This is a genomic window from Pseudomonas emilianonis (assembly GCF_023072625.1).
Taxonomy (GTDB): domain Bacteria; phylum Pseudomonadota; class Gammaproteobacteria; order Pseudomonadales; family Pseudomonadaceae; genus Aquipseudomonas; species Aquipseudomonas paraveronii.
This window is the reverse complement of record NZ_JAKNRV010000096.1, coordinates 1-15983: the sequence shown is the minus strand read 5'-3', so window position 1 is coordinate 15983 and position 15983 is coordinate 1. Positions and strand designations below refer to the sequence as shown.

Here is a 15983-nt window from a genome sequence, read left to right as displayed (position 1 = left end):
CATGACCTTGAGCGATTCGGAGGCCGCCTGTTGCGCCGCCGCCCAGGGCCTGGGCATCGCGTTGGTGAGCATGCCGATGGCAGTGCCGTTCCTCGACAGCGGCGCGGTGGTGCGGGTGCTGCCTGACTGGTATGTCGACGACGGCAACATCTCCATCTACTACGCCGAACACAAACTGCTGCCCGGTAAGACGCGGGCGTTTGTCGACTTCATCATCGAGCAGTTTGTAGTGACGGGATTGGCGCAGCGCTTCAGCGCGATTTGATCGCCGCGCCCCGTTCTATCGGCTGCGCGGCCAGCCGATGACGTTCTTCGGCCGTGGCGTGGCGTAGGTCCTGACCTTCGACGTCGACAACCCCAGTCGCACCAACCCTTCGGCAATCGTCACCGCCGCCGTCACCCCATCCACCACCGGCACCCCGGTGCGCTGGCGAATCCGTTCATCCAGCCCGGCCATGCCACCGCACCCCAGGCAGATCACCTCGGCCTTGTCCTCGCGGATCGCCAGTTCCGCCTGCCGCACGATGGCCTCCATGGCCGCCAGCGGGTGTTCTTCCAGCTCCAGCACCGCCATGCCGCTGGCCCGTACCGAGGCGCAGCGTTGATACAGGCCGGCGAGTTTCAGGCGGTCTTCGATCAGCGGCACCGTGCGGTCCAGGGTGGTCACCACCGAATAGGCGTGGCCGAGGAACATCGCGGTGGTGGCCGCCGCTTCGGTGATGTCCACCACCGGCACGTTCAACAACTCCTGTAGGCCTTCACGCCCATGTTCGCCATACCCGGCCTGGATCACCGCATCGAACGGCTGGTCGTAGGCCATCACGCGGTCCATCACCGCGATGGCCGCCAGGTAGCTCTCAAAATTGCCTTCCACCGATTCGGCGCCGAAGCATGGGGTGAGCCCGATAATCTCGGTGCCCGGCGAGGCCACGGCCCGCGCTTGTTCGGCGATGGTTTGCGTGATGGATTCGGTGGTGTTGACGTTGACCACGAGGATGCGCATGGAATGTCCTTTTTAATGACTGACGTTATCGACTGCAATGCTTTCACCGCTGACATCAGCGTAGAACGGCTGGCGCTTGGCGATCAGCCGGTACAACAGCCCTGCAATACCGGCGCCAAACAACCAGGAAAATGGCGAGACACTGGCAAACCCCGGCAACAGCGCCAGCAGAATGGCGATCACCGCCGCAGGAATAAACGCTGCCACTGCGCGCATATTCACCCCACGGCTGTAGTAATAAACGCCATTCGGGTCTTCGCTATACAGTTGCGGCACGTCCACCTGGCTTTTACGGATCAGCCAGTAATCGACCATGATCACCCCGTACAACGGCCCCAGCAGCGCGCCCAGGCCGGAGAGGAAATACACGATCACCAGTGGGCTGTTGTAGAGGTTCCACGGCAGGATCAGCACCGCCACGGCAGCGCTGATCAACCCGGCGCGGCGGAAGTTCAGGTACTTGGGCGCCAGGTTGCTCAGCACAAAGGCCGGGGCGACGAAGTTGGCCATGATGTTCACCGCCACGGTGACGATCAGGAACGCCAGGCAGCCGAGTACCAGGAAGAACGCATTGGGGATCGCTGCGATGATTTCAGTCGGGCTTTCGATCACCCGGCCATTGAGCTGGAACTGCCCGCCGCAGAGCAGCACGGTGATGGCGGCGAACACCAGGATGTTCACCGGCAGGCCCCAGAAATTGCCGACCTGGATGGTCTTGCGGCACGGCGAAGAGCGAGCAAAGTCGCAGAAGTTGAGAATCAACGTGCCGTAGATCGCCAGCCACAGCGCGCCCCCGGCAAAGATATTGCGCCACATCTCGCCACCGGTGAGCGGCTCGCGAATCGACCAGGCGATGTGGCCGTCGGCCTGGAAATACATCCAGCCAGCCAGCGAAGCGACGGTCAGCAAAATCACCGGCCCGGCGAAGCCTTCATAGCGCCGCACCGTCTCCATGCCGTAGGCCAGGATCACCAGTTGCACGAACCAGATCGTCACAAAACATGCCCAACCCAGGGTCGACAGGCCCAGGATCGAGTTGTGGTCATAGTCGGCAAACCCTGGATGAATCGCCGTCAGCAACACTCGGAAAACCACCGAGGCCAGGTAGGTCTGGATACCAAACCAGGCAATCGCAATGACCGCCCGGATCAAGGCCGGAATCTGCGCGCCGTGAATGCCGAAACTGATGCGGCTGATCACCGGAAACGGCACCCCGGTCTTCTGCCCCATATAGCCCGATAAATTCATGAAGAAGTACACCAACGCCGCGCCGATCCCCAGGGATAACAGAATCTGCCAGCCCCCCAGGCCCAGGGCATATAAGCCGATGGCGAACGAGTAATTGGCGATGTTGTGTACGTCGTTGGTCCATAACGCAAAGATGCTGTAGCGCCCCCAACGTCGGCCTTCGACCTTGGTCGGCGCCAGGTCCCGGTTGTGCAGGCGTGGGCTGAGTACCAGCGGGCCGGGGCTCGCGGCCTCGGGGTTGAGGGCGGAGGAGGGCAGATCCAGTGCGAGGGTGTTCGAGAGGCGTGTACGCATTCCGGCAGGCTCCAGCACTGCTGCAGCAAAGCCGCAGCGATAAAGTGTATGTACGTTTTGTATTTATTGTATACAAAGCGTGCTTCACCTTAAGCCACATGCGTGCCAGTTTTCGATCTATGAAAACCTTGGTTAATTTCGTTTTTGTAGGATCTGTAAATAACTGACTGAATTAAAAGCGATATAAGTTGACTGATTGAACAGGTATTTATTTTTGATGGGGCAGAACCTCTGTTTAGAGGATAAACAGCGCCAGAGAGGAGATGTTACGTTTTGGTGCGGAGGTCGGTTGATTGCACACATAAATGGCACCTATTGTTACATTTATGTGTACATGTTTTTGTTCGGCACGAAACAAATGTGGGAGGGGGCTTGCTCCCGATGGCGGTGGGTCAGTCACCAGATGCAGTGCCTGATACTCCGCCATCGGGGGCAATCCCCCTCCCACACAGTGTTTAGCCTTTGCTGATGAGATTCCCTGCATGCAGCCCGCATTCCTTCTGCGTGGCTTCTTCCCACCACCAGCGGCCTTCGCGCTCGTGCTGGTTTGGCAACACCGGGCGGGTGCAGGGCTCGCAGCCGATGCTGATAAAACCGCGCTCGTGCAGGCTGTTGTACGGCAGCTCCAGCATACGGATGTAACCCCAGATCTCTTCGCTGGTCATCTGCGCCAGCGGGTTGAACTTGTACAGGGTGCGTTCCGGTGTAGAAAAGGCCGTGTCGATTTCCAGCGCCGCCACTTGGCTGCGGGTGCCGGGGCTCTGGTCGCGGCGTTGGCCGGTAGCCCAGGCGCGCACGCCGGAGAGCTTGCGGCGCAGCGGCTCGATCTTGCGCACGCCGCAGCATTCGCCATGGCCGTCTCTATAGAAGCTGAACAGGCCTTTCTCTTTGACGAAAGGTTCCAGTTTGCTCTGGTCCGGCGAGATCAGCTCGATGTCGATCTTGTAGAACTCGCGCACCTGTTCGATGAAGCGGTAGGTCTCCGGGTGCAGCCGGCCGGTGTCGAGGCTGAACACCTTGACGTTCTTGTTCAGCTTCCAGGCCATGTCTACCAGCACCACATCCTCGGCACCGCTGAAGGAAATCCACAAGTCATCGCCGAACTGGCTGAACGCCAGCTTGAGAATGTCCTGGGCGGATTTGTTGGCATAGGTCGTGGCGAGTTCAACGACATCGAAGGCTTGGTTCATCAGGACGGTTCCTACAGGTCAGTGGCGCTGAGCGCTCTATAGGGGAGCGATGGTATCAAAATCCGCCCTGCGTTGCGGCGGCCGCCTTGAATCGCTAGAGTTCGGCAGTCTTTTTGCTCGCTCGACTTGAACAATACAAATAGGAGTGTCTCGTGGAAATTGCCTGTCTCGACCTGGAAGGGGTATTGGTTCCGGAAATCTGGATCGCCTTCGCCGAAAAAACCGGTATTGAATCCCTGCGGGCGACCACCCGGGACATTCCCGACTACGACGTGCTGATGAAGCAACGCCTGCGCATCCTCGACGAACACGGGCTCAAGCTCGCCGATATCCAGGAAGTGATCGCCACCCTCAAACCGCTGGACGGCGCCATCGAGTTCGTCAACTGGCTGCGTGAGCGCTTCCAGGTGGTGATCCTGTCGGACACCTTCTACGAATTCTCCCAGCCGCTGATGCGTCAGTTGGGCTTCCCGACCCTGTTGTGCCACCGCCTGATCACCGACGAAACCGATCGCGTGGTCAGCTACCAACTGCGCCAGAAAGATCCCAAGCGCCAGTCGGTGCTGTCGTTCAAGAGCTTGTACTACCGCGTGATCGCTGCCGGCGATTCGTACAACGACACCAGCATGTTGGGCGAGGCTGACCGTGGGATTCTGTTCCATGCGCCGGAAAATGTGATCCGCGAGTTCCCGCAGTTCCCGGCGGTGCATACGTTTGAAGACCTGAAGAACGAGTTCATCAAGGCTTCGAACCGGCCGTTGAGTCTGTAAGTCTATAAACGCCTGAGATCATAGGCGCCTGCCAGCAACCGCTCATACGGGATGCTCAAGCCTTCATGCAGGCGCTTGATCATCGACAGGCTCAGCTTGCGCTTACGGTTGAGCACTTCGGACACTCGGCCGCTGGTGCCGATGAATGCCTCCAGGTCGCGCGCCGTCATGCCGAGTTGCTCCATGCGAAAGCGGATGGCTTCCACCGGGTCCGACGGCGGCATTGGATAATGTTCGGCCTCGTACTTTTCAATGAGGACCGCAAGGATTTCCAGCTCATCGCCCTCGGGCGAGCCGATTGGTGCTTCCCATATCTGCTCGACGCGTGCGAGCGCGGCGGTGAGGTCTTCTTGGGAATGTATGGGTTTGATGTTCATCACACGGTCTCCGCGTTGATCTGATCGTACTGTGCGTGGGTCCCGACGAAACGTATGAACCCAAGCTGACGCTGATAATTGATCGCCATGATCACTCGATACCGGTTGCCGCCCACGTTGAATACAACCCTGCTGCCTTTGAGGATGCTCGCGGTTCCGAGGTCCGCCTTGAGCGCTTGCGGCGTTGGGTATGCAGCCTTCTCCATATGGCGATACAACTCGACCAGCGGTGTTTTGGCGTCGATGTAAGCTGGGTGGCTCTCCCAGAAGAGACGTAAGGTCGAGAACGCGATTATCCGCATGAGTCGAACCTCCCAATTTGGGAGATGTTAGTCTCAGGCAAGTGCAGATGCAATCTTGGAAATATTTTCTGACGAGTAAGCAATCGCTTCATGTGATCCTTCACAGATGGCGGGTGGAGGTCGAAACCGGACGCTATCCTCCAGCTCATACGCCGTCCACAGCGCGTCTGATTCAGGTTTTTTCTGCGCTCGGGCGCTACGTCCCGAAGCCGGGAAGGGCGCTGCGCTAGAGGCTTTCCAGGGTTTGTAACAACACCCGCACCTTGGTCAGCGACTCCTGATATTCCGCCTGCCATTCCGAGTCGGCGACGATCCCGCCGCCGCCCCAGCAGCACACCTGGCCGTCCTTGACCAGCAAGCTGCGGATGGCGATGGAGCTGTCCATCTCGCCGCGCACGTCCAGGTACACCAGCGAGCCGCAGTACAGCCCGCGCCGGGTTGGCTCCAGTTCGTCGATGATCTGCATCGCGCGGATCTTCGGTGCGCCAGTGATGGAGCCGCCGGGGAAGCTGCCGGCGATCAGATCCAGGGCGTCCTTGTCGTCGGCCAATTCGCCGGTGACGCTGCTGACCAGGTGATGCACGTTGGGGTAGCTTTCCAGGCTGAACAACTCCGGCACGTTCACCGAGCCGGTGCGGCAGGTGCGGCCGAGGTCGTTGCGCAGCAGGTCGACGATCATCAGGTTCTCGGCACGATCCTTGGGGCTCGCCAGCAGTTCGGCGGCGTTGGCGGCGTCTTCTTCAGGCGTCAGGCCACGCGGGCGGGTGCCTTTGATCGGGCGGGTTTCGACCTGGCGCTGGCTGATCTTGATGAAGCGTTCCGGTGACAGGCTCAACACCGCGCCGTCATCCGGCAGGCTCTGGAACCCGGAAAATGGCGTCGGGCAGGCTTCGCGCAAGGCGCAATAGGCCGCCCAGGGATCACCGCTGCACGCTGCGCGAAAGCGCTGGGTGAAGTTGACCTGGTAGCAGTCGCCCGCCTGGATGTAGGCATGGATGCGTGCGATGGCGTGTGCGTAGGTCTGGGCGCTGAGGTCCGGTGTCATGGGGCCGTGGAGTTTGAAAGCGGTCGCTGTCTCTGCACCTGGTTGGCTGAACAGGCTGATCAGTCGCTGCCGCTCGCCATCGACCAGCGCCGGGTGAAAGACCAACTGGCTGGTTTGCGCCTGGTGATCGCTGACCAGGGCCCAGGCATACAGCCCAAAACGTGCGTCCGGCAGGTGCAGATCATCCACCGCCCGGTGCGGCAGCTGTTCCAGGTGCCGGCCGAAATCGTAGCTCAGGTAACCGATCAGGCCGCCGGCAAACGGCAACTCGTAGCCAGCCGGCAATGCTGCTTCACCCAACTGCGTAAGATTTTCCCGCAGGCGTTGCAGGAACTCGCTGCCGCTCTCGTCAGGCCGCACCGCCAGCGTCGCGTCGGGCCAGGCGCTGAGCAGGTCGTAACGCCCACGTTCGGCCACCGGGCGGCCGCTGTCCAACAGCACTGCGCCAGGGGCATGGCGAATTACCGCAAAATACTCGGCGGGGTTGGCCCGGTAGGGCAGTGGGTGTACGGAGCAGGTCGACATGCGGGGTGGATCAGCTGATGGCGTGGGGGAGGGATTGTAGACCCCTGTAGGATTTGGTCCTAGAGGGGATGTCGGGGATAGACAGATCGAAGGCCGGCTCAGCCTTCGACGGCCGGGATGTGCCCAAACATGGCCTGCACGAACTTCACTCGTTCTTCCGGCGTTTCCGTCGCGCCGGCAGCTTTCAATTCTTCCAATCGTGCCTCGACCGCATGGGTGCGTAGGGTCAGGCCGCAGTCGTTGGCGATCTGGATATTCAGCCCCGGACGCGCATTCAGTTCGAGGATCAGCGGGCCTTTTTCCTGGTCCAGCACCATGTCCACACCAATGTAGCCCAGCCCGCACAACTCATAACAACCCGCGGCGAGTTTCATGAACCCGTCCCAGTTCGGCAGTTGCACGCCATCCACCGCGTTGGTGGTGTCGGGGTGTTTGGTGATGATGCTGTTCAGCCAGGTGCCGCGCAGGGTCAGGCCGGTGGCCAAATCTACGCCCACGCCGATCGCGCCCTGGTGCAGGTTGGCCTTGCCGCCGGACTGGCGGGTCGGCAAGCGCAGCATGGCCATCACCGGGTAGCCCATCAGCACGATGATGCGGATATCCGGCACGCCTTCGTAGCTGATGCTCTTGAAAATCTGGTCGGGCACCACGCGGTACTCGATCAGCGCGCGGTCGCGGTGGCCGCCCAGGGAGTACAGGCCGGTGAGGATGCTGGAGATCTGATGCTCGATTTCCTCATGGCTGATGATCTTGCCGGACACTGTGCGATAGCGCCCCTCAAAGCGGTCGGCGATGACGAGGATGCCGTCACCGCCGGCGCCCTGGGCCGGCTTGATCACGAAGTCGCTGCGCCCGCCAATGATCTCGTCGAGCTTGTCGATTTCCTTCTCGGTGGAGATCACTCCGTACATTTCCGGCACGTGGATACCGGCCGCCAGGGCCCGTTCCTTGGTGATGATCTTGTCATCCACGATCGGGTACAGGCTGCGCTTGTTGTACTTGAGCACGTAGTCGGCGTTACGCCGGTTGATGCCCATGATGCCCCGTGCTTCCAGGGCCTTCCAGGTCTTCCAGAAGCCGAACATTACGAGTCAGCCTTGAGGAAGGCCTTGAAGCGCACCAACTCGGTCAGGCGATAGCCGCGATAACGCCCCATGGCCAGCATGAAGCCCACCAGGATCAGCAGGATCGCCGGGAAGGTGAAGACAAAGTAGACGAGCTCCGGCACGCTCATGATCAGGTGCGCCAGGGACGCCGCGAACAGCGTGCCGATCGCCACTTTCATCGCATGCCCGGCACCGCGTTCTTCCCAGGTGATCGACAGGCGTTCAATGGTCATGGTCAGAATCACCATCGGGAACAGCGCCACCGACAGCCCGCGCTCCAGCCCCAGTTTATGGCTGAACAGGCTGATGGCCGCGATCAGCACCACCACGAAGGTCAGCACCACCGACAGCCTTGGCAGCATCTGCAGTTTCAGGTGTTCCAGGTACGAGCGCAGGGACAAGCCCAGCGCCGTGATGATCGTAAACAGCACAATCCCGAAGCCCAACTGGGTCTCGCGGAACGCCAGGGCGATCAGCACCGGCGTAAACGTGCCCAGGGTCTGCAGGCCGATCAGGTTGCGCAGGATCAGGATCACCAGCACGCCAATCGGGATCATCACCATGATCATGAAGGTCTGCTGGGTTTGCAGTGGCAGGCCGTACAGCGAGTATTCGAGGAAATTGGCGTCGGTGTTTTCGTCGGTCAACTTGGCCAGGCGAATTGCGTTCATTTCGCTGTTGTTCAGGCTGAAGGTGACCATGGCTTTCTTGCCGCCATCGACGGTGATCAGGTTTTCATCGCCGGTCCACCACAGCAGGCGGTCGGCGGGCAGGCCGGGTTCGCCAGTTTCCGGGTTGAAGTACAGCCAGTCATTGCCATTGAAGCTGCGCAGCCACAGTTCCGGGGTTTGCGGCTGGTCGGCGACGAGGCGGATGGTGTGGACTTTTTCCACCGGCACGTGGGCGATGGACAGCAGCAGTTCGACGATCTTGGCCTTGTGCGGCGTGGAGGGGTCGCCCGCCAGCAGCAGCTTGACGTTGTCGTCGTTGAGGTTGTTGGTGCGCTTGATGGCTTCGGTAATAAAGGTTTCAACATCGGCCGAGTGCTGGCGGATCGGCGCCAGCAGGGCTTCGGCGGCGATTTTTTCCGGGCCTTCCACAGCAATGCTGTCGCGGAAGGTCGGGCCCTTGATCTTGACCTTTTCGCCGCTGTAACGCTTGGTCAGCACCAGGCGGTAATACAGGGTCTGGTTGCCCTTGGCCCGGCGCGCCGACCAGGTGACCTTGCGGTTGCCATCGATGCGGTTGACGCTGACCCCATAGTTATTCGAGATGAAACTTTCATTGAGGCTGACGAAGTCGCGGCTCAGGGGCGGCACGAACATCTGGATCTTCACCGGGTCTTTCGGGTTGGCGACGAACTCGACCTTGGCGTCGATGTTCCACAAGTCGTCGGTGGCGTCCTCGGTGACGGGAATGCCCAGCACGAAGATCTGGTAGGCGGTGACCGAAATACCCAGCACCACCAGGAGGGTGATCAGGATTTTCAGGTGCAGGGTCAGAGAGCGCATTCGGTTTACTCGGCGGTATGAGCGTCGGCGGCGCAGGCAGGTTTGCCCGCTGCGTATTTAAGACTGGGGTCGACCAGCGCATCGAAGCGTTTCAGCGCTTCGGAGCCGATCAGCAGCGGGAATTGGAAAGCGCTGCGGTCAGTCAAGTTCACTTCGATGCTGCGTAAAGCGCTGCCCATGCAGATGTCCAGGGCAATCACTGGACGGGCGGTGTAGTTCTTGTCCTCATCGGGGTCGTAGTCACCGGCGCGGCGTTTGATCTTGCTGACGCGGGCCAGTGGGCGTTCGATGGGGTGGGAATGGGCGGTGTCGATGGCCAGGTAGAAGCGCACCCAGGATTCACCGTTGCGCTTGAAGCGTTTGATATCGCGGGCGCTCAACGAGGCGGTCTTGGCGCCGGTGTCGAGTTTGGCCGCCACTTCCAGGTCGATATCTGCCAGCTTGGCGTATTCGTTGAGGCCATACACGGTCTTCTCGGCGGCAGCACAGAGCCCCGGTATAAGTCCCGGTATGAACAGTAGGCAAAACAATCGGGGGAAGGGCTTGAGTCTCATAAATCCTGAGGCGGTGCAGTGCGATGTTCAATTCAAGGCGACTGGCATTGCTGCGCAAGCTCCCTCGTGCGCCGTTTCATCAAGAGATGTCAGGCAAAAGCGGCGGCTATTCTAACATGATGCTTTTTTGGCGCCAGCGCTGGCAGGCGGCCATGCTCGTGCTGCTTGCAACGTTGGTTATTAGACGATTGTCGACAATGTTGATTTATTCTTTGACTAAGTAGGGCTAATTGGCTAGTTTTTGCGGCATTGCTTTTAAAGGTGTCGACAATATGCTGGATCAATCGGAATCTCCGGTGGTCTCCCCTGAAGAATCCCAGACAATGTCGGAGAACGTCTTTAGGCGTATACAGGCCGCTATCGTCAAAGGTGAGATCGCCCCCGGCAGCAAGATCTCCGAGCCGGAACTGGCGCGCACCTACGGCATCAGCCGCGGCCCGTTGCGTGAGGCGATCCACCGCCTCGAAGGCCAGCGCCTGCTGGTGCGCGTGCCCCATGTCGGCGCTCGCGTGGTGTCGTTGAGCCATGAAGAACTGATCGAACTCTATGAAATCCGCGAATCCCTCGAAGGCATGGCGTGCCGCCTGGCCGCCGAGCGCATGACTGATGCCGAGATCGAAGAACTGCGCCAGGTGCTGCACACCCACGAACGGGATGCGGCGTTCCAGGCCGGTGTCGGCTATTACCAGCAGGAAGGCGACTTCGACTTTCATTACCGGATCATCCAGGGCGCCGGCAACCGCACCTTGACCCAAATGCTCTGCGGCGAGCTGTACCAACTGGTGCGCATGTACCGCATCCAGTTCTCCGCGACCCCCAATCGTCCACGCCAGGCCTTTGCCGAGCATCACCGAATTCTTGACGCGATCGCCGATCGCGACGGTGAACTGGCCGAGTTGTTGATGCGTCGTCACATCGGCGCCTCCAAACGCAATATCGCCCGCCACTTTCCAGGCGGTGCTCCCCAGACAGCCACTCAGCGAGGTGAGTCATGAGTTCCAGTAACAACCGCACTCCAGGCCAGCGTTTTCGTGACGCGGTCGCCAGCGAACACCCGTTGCAGGTGGTCGGTACGATCAACGCCAACCATGCACTGCTGGCCAAACGCGCTGGCTTCAAGGCGATCTACCTGTCGGGTGGCGGGGTGGCCGCAGGCTCCCTCGGCGTGCCGGACCTGGGCATTACCGGCCTCGATGACGTGCTGACCGACGTGCGCCGCATCACCGATGTGTGCGACCTGCCGCTGCTGGTGGACGTGGACACCGGTTTCGGTTCCTCGGCCTTCAACGTGGCGCGCACCGTCAAGTCGATGATCAAGTTCGGCGCCGCCGCGATCCATATCGAAGACCAGGTCGGCGCCAAGCGCTGCGGTCATCGTCCGAACAAAGAAATCGTGTCCCTGCAGGAAATGGTCGACCGCATCAAGGCCGCCGTGGATGCGCGCACCGATGACAGCTTCGTGATCATGGCGCGTACCGATGCGCTGGCCGTCGAAGGCCTGGAATCCGCCCTGGAACGAGCCGCCGCCTGCATCGAGGCCGGCGCCGACATGGTGTTCCCGGAAGCCATCACCGAGCTGGACATGTACAAGCTGTTCGCGTCAAAGGTGAAGGCGCCGATCCTGGCTAACATCACTGAATTCGGTGCAACCCCGCTGTACACCGTCGAACAGTTGAAATCTGCCGATGTTTCCCTGGTGCTGTACCCGCTCTCGGCCTTCCGTGCCATGAACAAGGCTGCCGAGAACGTCTACACCGCGATCCGTCGCGATGGCACCCAACAGAACGTGATCGACACCATGCAAACCCGCATGGAGCTTTACGATCGTATCGACTACCACACCTTCGAGCAGAAGCTCGACGCGCTGTTCGCCGCCAAGAAGTAACGAACGCGCCTCCCGGATAACTACAAAATTGGAGAGTAACCATGGCTGAAGCAAAAGTACTGAGTGGCGCTGGCCTGCGTGGCCAGGTGGCCGGGCAGACCGCACTGTCCACCGTGGGCCAGGCCGGTGCCGGCCTGACCTATCGCGGCTACGACGTGCGCGAACTGGCCGCTGATGCACAGTTCGAAGAAGTCGCCTACCTGCTGCTGTACGGCGAATTGCCGACCAAGACCGAACTGGCTGCCTACAGCGCCAAGCTGAGCAAGCTGCGTGACCTGCCCCTGGCGCTCAAAGAAGTGCTCGAGCGCATCCCGGCCGACGCCCACCCGATGGACGTGATGCGCACCGGTTGCTCGTTCCTCGGCAACCTCGAGCCGGAGCAGGACTTCAGCGTCCAGCGCGATGTCACCGACCGTCTGCTCGCTGCCTTCCCGGCGATCATGTGCTACTGGTACCGCTTCAGCCATGACGGCAAACGCATCGACTGCGTGACCGACGAACCTTCCATCGGCGGTCACTTCCTGCACCTGCTGCACGGCAAGGCGCCGAGCGAGTTGCACGTCAAAGTGATGAACGTGTCGCTGATCCTCTACGCCGAGCACGAATTCAACGCGTCGACCTTTACCGCGCGTGTCTGCGCGTCGACCCTGTCCGACCTGTATTCCTGCATCACCGCCGCGATCGGCTCGCTGCGCGGCCCGCTGCACGGCGGTGCCAACGAAGCGGCGATGGAAATGATCGAGCGCTTCCTGTCGGCAGAGGACGCCGTCGACGGCACCCTCGCCATGCTGGCGCGCAAGGACAAGATCATGGGCTTCGGCCACGCGATCTACAAAGACTGCGACCCGCGTAATGAGGTCATCAAGGGCTGGTCGAAACTGCTCGCCGAAGAAGTCGACGACAAAGTGTTGTTCCCGGTCTCCGAGGCCATCGACAAGGTCATGTGGGAGCAGAAGAAGTTGTTCCCCAACGCCGACTTCTACCATGCCTCGGCGTACCACTTCATGGGCATCCCGACCAAGCTGTTTACGCCGATCTTCGTATGCTCGCGCCTCACTGGCTGGGCCGCTCACGTGTTCGAACAGCGCGCCAACAACCGCATCATCCGTCCAAGCGCCGACTACATCGGCGTCGAGCAGCGCAAGTTCGTGCCAATCGAACGTCGCTGAAGGCCGACGATTCCAGGACTGAAATGAGGTCATAAAGGTGGGAGGGGGCTTGCCCCCGATAGCGGAGTGTCATTCAACACCTATAGCAACTGATAAACCGCCATCGGGGGCAAGCCCTCTCCCACATTTGAATCGCATTTCAAATCTGGATCAGTGGGTCCCTTTTGTAATCACCGTGACCGAGTCCCGACGATGAACACTGAATTTCGCAAATCGCTCCCCGGCAGCCGCCTCGATTACTTCGACGCCCGCGCGGCTGTCGAGGCAATCACCCCCGGTGCCTACGCCACCTTGCCTTACACCTCCCGCGTACTCGCGGAAAACCTGGTGCGCCGTTGCGCCCCGGCCACCCTCAATGCTTCCCTGAGCCAACTGATCGAACGCAAACGCGACCTCGACTTCCCTTGGTTCCCGGCGCGGGTGGTGTGCCATGACATCCTGGGCCAAACCGCCCTGGTCGACCTCGCCGGCCTGCGCGATGCCATCGCCCTGCAAGGCGGCGACCCCGCCCAGGTCAACCCGGTGGTGCCGACCCAACTGATCGTCGACCACTCCCTGGCCGTCGAAGCCGGTGGTTTCGACCCGCAGGCGTTCGAGAAAAACCGCGCCATCGAAGACCGCCGCAACGAAGACCGCTTCCACTTTATCGAGTGGACCAAAAAGGCCTTCAAGAACGTCGACGTGATCCCGCCGGGCAACGGCATCATGCACCAGATCAACCTGGAGAAAATGTCTCCGGTGATCCAGGTACGTGACGGCGTGGCGTTCCCCGACACCTGCGTCGGCACCGACAGCCACACCCCGCACGTGGACGCCCTCGGCGTGATCGCCATCGGCGTCGGCGGCCTCGAAGCCGAGAGCGTGATGCTCGGCCGCGCTTCATGGATGCGCCTGCCGGAAAGCGTCGGCGTGGAGCTGACGGGCAAGCTGCAACCGGGCATCACCGCCACCGACATGGTGCTGGCGCTGACCGAGTTCCTGCGTCAGCAGAAAGTGGTGGGCGCGTGGCTGGAGTTCTTCGGCGAAGGTGCATCGGCACTGACCCTGGGCGACCGCGCGACCATCTCCAACATGGCCCCGGAATACGGCGCAACCGCGGCGATGTTCTACATCGACCCGCAGACCATCGCCTACCTGAAACTCACCGGCCGTGAAGACGCGCAAGTCGCCCTGGTCGAGCAATACGCCCGCCTGACCGGCCTGTGGGCCGACGACCTCAAAGGCGCCCAATACGAGCGCGGCCTGACCTTCGACCTGTCCAGCGTCGTGCGCAATATGGCTGGCCCGAGCAACCCGCACGCCCGTGTCGCCACCAGCGACCTCGCCGCCAAAGGGATCTCCGGCCAGTGGGATGACGTACCGGGGCAAATGCCCGACGGTGCGGTCATCATTGCCGCGATCACCAGTTGCACCAACACCAGCAACCCGCGCAACGTGATCGCTGCCGGCCTCCTGGCACGCAACGCCAACAAGTTGGGGCTGACCCGCAAGCCGTGGGTCAAGTCGTCCTTGGCGCCCGGTTCGAAAACCGTGGCCATGTACCTGGAAGAAGCCGGCCTCGGGCACGAACTGGAAAAACTCGGTTTCGGCGTAGTGGCCTTCGCCTGCACCACCTGCAACGGCATGTCCGGTGCGCTCGACCCGGTGATCCAGCAAGAGATCATTGACCGCGACCTGTACGCCACCGCCGTGTTGTCGGGGAACCGCAACTTCGACGGGCGTATCCACCCGTATGCCAAGCAAGCGTTCCTGGCTTCGCCGCCGCTGGTGGTGGCTTACGCGATTGCTGGCACCATCCGTTTCGACATCGAGAAGGACGTGCTGGGCCTCGACGCCGACGGCAAGGAAATCCGCCTGAAAGACATCTGGCCGAGCGACGAAGAAATCGACGCGGTGGTCAAGGCGTCGGTCAAGCCGGAACAGTTCCGCAAAGTGTATATCCCGATGTTCGCGATCCACGAAGACACCGGCCCGAAAGTCGCGCCGCTGTATGAGTGGCGCCCGCAAAGCACCTATATCCGCCGTCCGCCGTACTGGGAAGGCGCGTTGGCCGGTGCGCGTCCGCTCAAGGGCATGCGCCCGCTGGCGGTGCTGCCGGACAACATCACCACTGACCACCTGTCGCCATCCAACGCGATCATGCTCGACAGCGCCGCCGGCGAATACCTGGCGAAAATGGGCCTGCCGGAAGTTGACTTCAACTCCTACGCAACCCACCGCGGCGACCACCTGACCGCGCAACGCGCCACCTTCGCCAACCCGAAACTGTTCAACGAAATGGTGGTGGAAAACGGTAAGGTCAAGCAGGGCTCGCTGGCGCGTATCGAGCCGGAAGGCAAGGTCACACGCATGTGGGAAGCCATTGAAACCTACATGGAACGCAAGCAGCCGCTGATCATTATCGCTGGCGCCGACTACGGTCAGGGTTCGTCCCGCGACTGGGCAGCCAAGGGCGTGCGCCTGGCGGGTGTGGAAGCGATTGCCGCCGAAGGTTTCGAACGCATTCACCGCACCAACCTGGTGGGCATGGGCGTGTTGCCGCTGGAGTTCCTGCCGGGCACCGACCGTCACACGCTGAAGATCGACGGCAGCGAAACCTACGACGTGGTCGGCAAACGCACCCCGCGTGCGCAATTGACCCTGGTGATCAACCGCAAGAATGGCGAACGTGTCGAAGTGCCGGTGACCTGCCGCCTGGACACCGCTGAAGAAGTGTCGATCTACGAGGCGGGCGGCGTGTTGCAACGTTTTGCCCAGGACTTCCTGGAATCGGCGGCGACCGTCTGAAGAGGATGACCATGGCACACGTACCGCAAATCAAGATCCCCGCCACCTACATGCGTGGCGGCACCAGCAAGGGCGTGTTTTTCCGCGTCCAGGACCTGCCCGAGTCGGCGCAGGTGCCGGGTGCTGCGCGCGATGCCCTGCTGTTGCGGGTGATCGGCAGCCCCGACCCCTACGACAAGCAGATCGACGGCATGGGCGGCGCCACGTCGAGCACCAG

At 61.1% G+C, this 15983-nt stretch carries 17 protein-coding genes; 8 read left to right on the top strand and 9 right to left on the bottom strand.

Features of this window, described 5'->3' with window-relative positions:
• Positions 1–265 (top strand): LysR substrate-binding domain-containing protein (locus tag L9Z73_RS12515; RefSeq protein ID WP_247401256.1); only part of this gene is annotated, 265 nt, incomplete at its 5' end.
• 15 nt (positions 266–280) lie between these two features.
• Here L9Z73_RS12515 and L9Z73_RS12510 read toward each other — a convergent pair.
• From L9Z73_RS12510 to L9Z73_RS12500, 3 genes are all read right to left on the bottom strand, one after another.
• Positions 281–1003: an aspartate/glutamate racemase family protein gene (locus L9Z73_RS12510; RefSeq protein WP_247401243.1), complete on the bottom strand. Its 723-nt coding sequence runs from the start codon at positions 1001–1003 to the stop codon at positions 281–283.
• Between the two features lie 12 nt (positions 1004–1015).
• Positions 1016–2545: an NCS1 family nucleobase:cation symporter-1 gene (locus tag L9Z73_RS12505; protein ID WP_247401240.1), complete on the bottom strand. Its 1530-nt coding sequence runs from the start codon at positions 2543–2545 to the stop codon at positions 1016–1018.
• Positions 2546–3000: 455 nt separating this feature from the next.
• Complete coding sequence (locus L9Z73_RS12500) at positions 3001–3735, bottom strand: phosphoadenylyl-sulfate reductase (RefSeq protein WP_247401238.1); 735 nt, start codon at positions 3733–3735, stop codon at positions 3001–3003.
• Positions 3736–3887: 152 nt separating this feature from the next.
• Here L9Z73_RS12500 and thrH point away from each other — a divergent pair, with 152 nt between their 5' ends.
• Positions 3888–4505 (top strand): bifunctional phosphoserine phosphatase/homoserine phosphotransferase ThrH, encoded by a 618-nt coding sequence (gene thrH / locus L9Z73_RS12495; protein WP_247401220.1) that lies wholly within the window; start codon positions 3888–3890, stop codon positions 4503–4505.
• Between the two features lie 2 nt (positions 4506–4507).
• On the opposite strand, the gene L9Z73_RS12490 is transcribed toward thrH, so the two are convergent.
• The 6 genes from L9Z73_RS12490 to L9Z73_RS12465 form a co-directional block, all read right to left on the bottom strand.
• Positions 4508–4882 carry a helix-turn-helix domain-containing protein gene (locus L9Z73_RS12490; protein ID WP_247401217.1) on the bottom strand — a complete coding sequence of 125 codons (375 nt, stop codon included), beginning with the start codon at positions 4880–4882 and terminating at the stop codon, positions 4508–4510.
• Positions 4882–5184, bottom strand: coding sequence for a type II toxin-antitoxin system HigB family toxin (locus tag L9Z73_RS12485; protein ID WP_247401215.1), 303 nt, complete (start codon positions 5182–5184; stop codon positions 4882–4884). Before L9Z73_RS12485 ends, L9Z73_RS12490 begins: the two co-directional genes overlap by 1 nt.
• A 226-nt stretch (positions 5185–5410) precedes the next feature.
• Complete coding sequence (gene pabB / locus L9Z73_RS12480) at positions 5411–6754, bottom strand: aminodeoxychorismate synthase component I (RefSeq protein WP_247401212.1); 1344 nt, start codon at positions 6752–6754, stop codon at positions 5411–5413.
• Positions 6755–6852: 98 nt separating this feature from the next.
• Positions 6853–7839, bottom strand: coding sequence for an alpha-L-glutamate ligase-like protein (locus tag L9Z73_RS12475; RefSeq protein ID WP_247401191.1), 987 nt, complete (start codon positions 7837–7839; stop codon positions 6853–6855).
• Positions 7839–9371 carry an inactive transglutaminase family protein gene (locus L9Z73_RS12470; protein WP_247401188.1) on the bottom strand — a complete coding sequence of 511 codons (1533 nt, stop codon included), beginning with the start codon at positions 9369–9371 and terminating at the stop codon, positions 7839–7841. Before L9Z73_RS12470 ends, L9Z73_RS12475 begins: the two co-directional genes overlap by 1 nt.
• Before the next feature lie 5 nt (positions 9372–9376).
• Positions 9377–9925 carry an ATP-dependent zinc protease family protein gene (locus L9Z73_RS12465; protein ID WP_247401171.1) on the bottom strand — a complete coding sequence of 183 codons (549 nt, stop codon included), beginning with the start codon at positions 9923–9925 and terminating at the stop codon, positions 9377–9379.
• Positions 9926–9972: 47 nt separating this feature from the next.
• Between L9Z73_RS12465 and L9Z73_RS12460 the strand changes: the two genes are divergently transcribed.
• The 6 genes from L9Z73_RS12460 to L9Z73_RS12435 all read left to right on the top strand — a co-directional run.
• Positions 9973–10149 carry a hypothetical protein gene (locus L9Z73_RS12460; protein ID WP_247401168.1) on the top strand — a complete coding sequence of 59 codons (177 nt, stop codon included), beginning with the start codon at positions 9973–9975 and terminating at the stop codon, positions 10147–10149.
• Positions 10150–10197: 48 nt separating this feature from the next.
• Positions 10198–10920, top strand: a complete 723-nt coding sequence (locus L9Z73_RS12455; RefSeq protein WP_430624283.1) for a GntR family transcriptional regulator — start codon at positions 10198–10200, stop codon at positions 10918–10920.
• A complete protein-coding gene (gene prpB, locus L9Z73_RS12450) occupies positions 10917–11810 on the top strand; it encodes a methylisocitrate lyase (protein ID WP_247401165.1) in 894 nt (297 codons plus the stop codon). The genes L9Z73_RS12455 and prpB overlap by 4 nt, the downstream gene beginning before the upstream one ends.
• Before the next feature lie 41 nt (positions 11811–11851).
• On the top strand, positions 11852–12979 hold the full coding sequence (gene prpC, locus L9Z73_RS12445) for a bifunctional 2-methylcitrate synthase/citrate synthase (RefSeq protein ID WP_247401162.1): 1128 nt from the start codon (positions 11852–11854) through the stop codon (positions 12977–12979).
• Between the two features lie 192 nt (positions 12980–13171).
• Positions 13172–15766: a Fe/S-dependent 2-methylisocitrate dehydratase AcnD gene (acnD, locus tag L9Z73_RS12440; RefSeq protein ID WP_247401159.1), complete on the top strand. Its 2595-nt coding sequence runs from the start codon at positions 13172–13174 to the stop codon at positions 15764–15766.
• Positions 15767–15777: 11 nt separating this feature from the next.
• Positions 15778–15983, top strand: a 206-nt coding sequence (locus tag L9Z73_RS12435; protein WP_247401141.1) for a 2-methylaconitate cis-trans isomerase PrpF family protein, incomplete at its 3' end; no start/stop codon positions are given.

Excerpts from the sequence above, each read along its gene's own strand:
- L9Z73_RS12470 (WP_247401188.1), bottom strand. The coding sequence starts at position 9,371 with ATGCGCTCTCTGACCCTGCACCTGAAAATCCTGATCACCCTCCTGGTG.
- L9Z73_RS12490 (WP_247401217.1), bottom strand. The coding sequence starts at position 4,882 with ATGAACATCAAACCCATACATTCCCAAGAAGACCTCACCGCCGCGCTC.
- L9Z73_RS12485 (WP_247401215.1), bottom strand. The coding sequence starts at position 5,184 with ATGCGGATAATCGCGTTCTCGACCTTACGTCTCTTCTGGGAGAGCCAC.
- L9Z73_RS12500 (WP_247401238.1), bottom strand. The coding sequence starts at position 3,735 with ATGAACCAAGCCTTCGATGTCGTTGAACTCGCCACGACCTATGCCAAC.
- pabB (WP_247401212.1), bottom strand. The coding sequence starts at position 6,754 with ATGTCGACCTGCTCCGTACACCCACTGCCCTACCGGGCCAACCCCGCC.
- L9Z73_RS12510 (WP_247401243.1), bottom strand. The coding sequence starts at position 1,003 with ATGCGCATCCTCGTGGTCAACGTCAACACCACCGAATCCATCACGCAA.
- prpC (WP_247401162.1), top strand. The coding sequence starts at position 11,852 with ATGGCTGAAGCAAAAGTACTGAGTGGCGCTGGCCTGCGTGGCCAGGTG.
- L9Z73_RS12505 (WP_247401240.1), bottom strand. The coding sequence starts at position 2,545 with ATGCGTACACGCCTCTCGAACACCCTCGCACTGGATCTGCCCTCCTCC.
- L9Z73_RS12475 (WP_247401191.1), bottom strand. The coding sequence starts at position 7,839 with ATGTTCGGCTTCTGGAAGACCTGGAAGGCCCTGGAAGCACGGGGCATC.
- prpB (WP_247401165.1), top strand. The coding sequence starts at position 10,917 with ATGAGTTCCAGTAACAACCGCACTCCAGGCCAGCGTTTTCGTGACGCG.
- acnD (WP_247401159.1), top strand. The coding sequence starts at position 13,172 with ATGAACACTGAATTTCGCAAATCGCTCCCCGGCAGCCGCCTCGATTAC.
- L9Z73_RS12465 (WP_247401171.1), bottom strand. The coding sequence starts at position 9,925 with ATGAGACTCAAGCCCTTCCCCCGATTGTTTTGCCTACTGTTCATACCG.
- L9Z73_RS12455 (WP_430624283.1), top strand. The coding sequence starts at position 10,198 with ATGCTGGATCAATCGGAATCTCCGGTGGTCTCCCCTGAAGAATCCCAG.